We start from the raw sequence: 3,743 nt of genomic DNA on the forward strand, positions 1-3,743 counted from the left end.
ACAATGAATAAACTTTTAATTGCGTCAGTCACTGTATTGCTGTGTAGCAATGCTCTGGCTTATGGTGAGGCAGGCCAATGGTCGAGTAGAAAAACACAGGATGGCGTGGAGTATGCTGCTGTGATTGATGACCAGAATAAACTCATCATCTCTTGCGATAACAACGGTAAAGATATCGCTATGTATGCCACTATTAAAGGCGTCCAAGTTGGCACTGGTGTATACGATAGAACCTTTGATATAAAAACCAGCGAATCGTACTACTGGACACCTTACGTGATAAATGGAGATCGCAGCATATTAAATTTCTTTGAGTTATGGGATGAAATAAGGGCCGGGCATTCCATTATGTTGGACCAACGTGGACTAAAATTACCAACAGCAAATGCCAGTCAGATATTGCCATCGCGTGATAGCAGTGAATTCATCTGCTTGATGAAAGGGATAAAAAAGAAAGACTATCAGGCACCAGCCCAAGTTACACATACCAAAGTGGGTAATGAACATCGCTACTCGGTTGTCGCTGACGATAAGCATGCATTGTATTTCGCTTGTGACAACACCAACAAAATAACCATGCGAGCAATCCTGGATGGTGATGAGTATGACGCTGAAAAGGGTTCGTTTTACGTCAGTGTCGGAGAAAGGGCTGAACCTGCAAGCGTAGCAACCAACAACAAGGCTTATCTTGATAAATTGTGGGATGGCTTGCGTGAAAATAAACCCCTTTATCTCATTTCTCAACCAGACAATATTACCTATACGCTGACCCCACAGGGAGGCTCCTCTGCATTACCTGACAGAACATCTTCAGATTTTACCTGCCTCACGGGTGATACCATCGCACATAAAAAGAATGATGCACTGTTAGCCCAGCAGGGGCCGACAACAGCCTCCACATTCTCGGTCAATGTGCGGCCAATCATCCCCAACAAGGGGTTGCCATCGAAAGTCATAACTGTTGTTTCTCACAGCGACCGGGTGAAGATAACGAAAGCTGTTGTTAACAGAGGCCAGTGTCGAGTAAAGTCAATTTACCCATTACCTCAAACTTTAGCCTTTGGTAATGAACTCATGCTTTACACGGGCTATGACTGCAACGTGTTAGAGTTGAATTTATCAACTACCAATGGTGATGTGGAATATCAGTTCCAACCACAAAATTAATCTGTACGTTGTGCTTAACAATAATGTGTGAGGCTTGGAATATGAAATGGTTAATTATATTGCCTGGTTTGCTTATTTCATCCAGCGTAGCCTTTGCCTATGGTGAGGCCGGGCGTTGGAGCAGTGGCTGGGGTCAGGGCACCAGCGAATACACGGCGGTGGTCAACGAACAGAACCATCTCTATATCGCCTGTAATGACACCCGCAAAGTCAGCATGACGGCCACCGTGCAGGGCAAGGAGTACGGCTCTTATGCAGGGCAGGCTTTCGCCATCATCGTCGATGGCAGCCAATACGATGCGCCCTATGAGACCGAATCCCGTGTCGGTGAGAACAACTTCTTCGACATGTGGGGCAAGCTGCGCAAGGCCAAGTCGATCCGCATTTTGACGGCTGACGGCAAGCAGCTCGCGCTGCCGACCCAAGAGGTGGCCTCAGTTCTGCCCGCCACTAATACCCCTGAGTTTGACTGCTTGATGTGGGACCAATAGCTCATACCCATTCCCATCCCAGAGGAGGCATTTGCCTCCTCTTTTTATTTCTGCCATTCACCCACCCGTGAAGGAGACGCACTATGCCCCCCTGCATTCCCCCTGAATGCGAGCCGTTCGATCACCAAGGTTTTTGGCACAAACTCTGGGCCTTTGCCAAACGTGCCGGTCGGCCTTTTATCGAAACTTGCTTGTTGCTCTACTACACCAGCCAGAAGGACGACCTGCCGCTGTGGGCCAAGCTGCTGATCTACAGTGCGCTGGCCTACTTTATATCGCCCATTGATGCGATCCCGGATGTGTTGCCGATGGGGCTGGCCGATGATATTGCAGTGCTGAGTGCCGCACTCGCCAGCATTACCACCTTCATTGATGACCAAATCCGTGCCCGTGTTACCAGAAAAATGCGCGAGCTGTTCGGCGACGCTTAACCCCTTCAAGGAGTACACCATGACCATTCCCTTTTTCCGGGACGGCTTTGCCCTGCCCGTTGACCAAGCGTTACTGGTTCTGCTCGACCAGGAAATCGCTAAAACAGAGCTCAATCTTGAACGCTTAACCCAACTGACCTTCAACTTTCGCAACCCCGGCTACAGCGCAGAACAGGGCGGTGTGCACCCAGTCGAGATCCGTCTGATCCGTGGGCTCGATGGCTGGCTGTTCGATTACGTCACCGACTTCAGCTATCAAGGGCTGGGCCAGGATGCAGAGCTCTGCAAGGAGCTCGACTTCAATTTCCTCGACGGTGAACACTACCTGCAAGGATGGGGACCGTTGCCGCCGACAGAAGCCCATGAACTCTTTCACATGTGGCAAGGTGCATTCCTCGACTACGCGCAGTTGGGCTTTTTTACCGTCACTGTCAGTGGTAACTGAGGAGCACCGATGCCCAAACAACCGATAGCCGTTGAACTCGAAGCGATTAACCGAGAAGGGGAAACGCAGGTGGTACGTGACAGTGGCCTGACCGTACAGGGCTACAGCATCTATCTGCGGGCCGTCGAAGCCAGTGGACTGCCTCTGGCCACTTGGGTCGCTGACTACGACACTATTGGTCCCGCCTACCAACTGGCGGAACGGCTGAGCGTTGCGCTCGCTATCCCGCTCACAGTGCTGGTCCCCGGATCGCTGATACCGGTGGTGTGGGGACCCACAGCCGGAGCAAGAGTAGAAGCCACCACCAAGGCCAACTGAACTACCCTCAAAGTGAACCAACAACACCTCTGCATTTAGCCCCGGTATGCCTCGCGCTGCCGGGGTCTTTCTTTTTCAGGAGACCCAACATGCGTTACCACAAACTCAAAGCCGGGGAATGCCCCGGCACTTATGTCGTCACCGAACCGGTGACCGAGCAAGACCTGCTGCGCATCGCTAACCAGATTGCCCGCAAGCGCTTGGCAAAAGGTACTGCCATCACCAGCACCACTGAGGCCGCCGAGCGGCTGCAAACCCTGCTACAGGACCGGGAGCATGAAGTGTTTGGGGTACTGTTCCTTGACTCCCAGCATCGCGTGTTGGCTTTTGAGGAGCTGTTTCGCGGCACCCTCGACAGTGCCAGCATCTACCCTCGGGAAGTGGTCAAGCGGGCCTTGTTACTAAACTGCGGGGCCATCATCGCGGTCCACAATCACCCCAGCGGCGACCCCGAACCTAGCCACTCAGACCGGGTCTTTACCCAAGCCCTCAAAGAGGCCTTGGCCCTGGTCGATGTCCGGTTGCTCGACCATCTGGTGGTCGGTGCTGAGGGTGTCGTCTCGCTGGCCGAAAGAGGTCAGCTATGAACCAGACCCGAGGTAAAAACCACCTCACTGCCCTCGATATCCTCATCGAGTTGCGCTGTTGGCTTGCCGACAACATCGACATGCAGGCAGAGCCCGCCATCGTGGCTCACCTCCCCAACGGTTATCTGCTCACCCAGGCAGACTGTATCGAGGCCATTGATGCACTGCTCCATCAGCTACGCCATTAGTCGCGCCAAGAAGGAACAAACGCCATGCGATTACCCAATTCCTTTTCCCTTGAGGAAACGCTCGAGAAGCTGCGCCATAGCCTGACAGCCGTCAGCAACGAAGAAGCGCTGACGTT

General features: G+C 52.6%; 7 protein-coding genes. All 7 read left to right on the forward strand.

The genetic code is table 11. The features are described 5' to 3' along the window. The coding region (locus AACS18_RS17645) for a hypothetical protein (RefSeq protein ID WP_108612884.1) at positions 1-1,167 on the forward strand (1,167 nt) is incomplete at its 5' end. Between the two features lie 41 nt (positions 1,168-1,208). Then, positions 1,209-1,658 carry a hypothetical protein gene (locus tag AACS18_RS17650; protein WP_108612885.1) on the forward strand — a complete coding sequence of 150 codons (450 nt, stop codon included), beginning with the start codon at positions 1,209-1,211 and terminating at the stop codon, positions 1,656-1,658. An 83-nt stretch (positions 1,659-1,741) separates the two neighbouring features. Continuing rightward, entirely contained in the window at positions 1,742-2,089 is a 348-nt protein-coding gene (locus AACS18_RS17655; protein WP_108612886.1) for a YkvA family protein, read from the forward strand. A gap of 19 nt (positions 2,090-2,108) precedes the next feature. After that, positions 2,109-2,534, forward strand: a complete 426-nt coding sequence (locus tag AACS18_RS17660) for a DUF2787 domain-containing protein (RefSeq protein ID WP_108612887.1) — start codon at positions 2,109-2,111, stop codon at positions 2,532-2,534. A 69-nt stretch (positions 2,535-2,603) separates the two neighbouring features. Then, positions 2,604-2,852, forward strand: a complete 249-nt coding sequence (locus tag AACS18_RS17665; protein WP_258228760.1) for a hypothetical protein — start codon at positions 2,604-2,606, stop codon at positions 2,850-2,852. 89 nt (positions 2,853-2,941) lie between these two features. Next, a complete protein-coding gene (gene radC, locus AACS18_RS17670) occupies positions 2,942-3,439 on the forward strand; it encodes a RadC family protein (RefSeq protein WP_108612889.1) in 498 nt (165 codons plus the stop codon). After that, complete coding sequence (locus AACS18_RS17675) at positions 3,436-3,627, forward strand: hypothetical protein (RefSeq protein WP_108612890.1); 192 nt, start codon at positions 3,436-3,438, stop codon at positions 3,625-3,627. Before radC ends, AACS18_RS17675 begins: the two co-directional genes overlap by 4 nt. Positions 3,628-3,743: the final 116 nt, after the last annotated feature.

Origin of the sequence: Aeromonas sp. HMWF015 (assembly GCF_963878965.1) — a bacterium.
Lineage (GTDB): Bacteria > Pseudomonadota > Gammaproteobacteria > Enterobacterales > Aeromonadaceae > Aeromonas > Aeromonas veronii.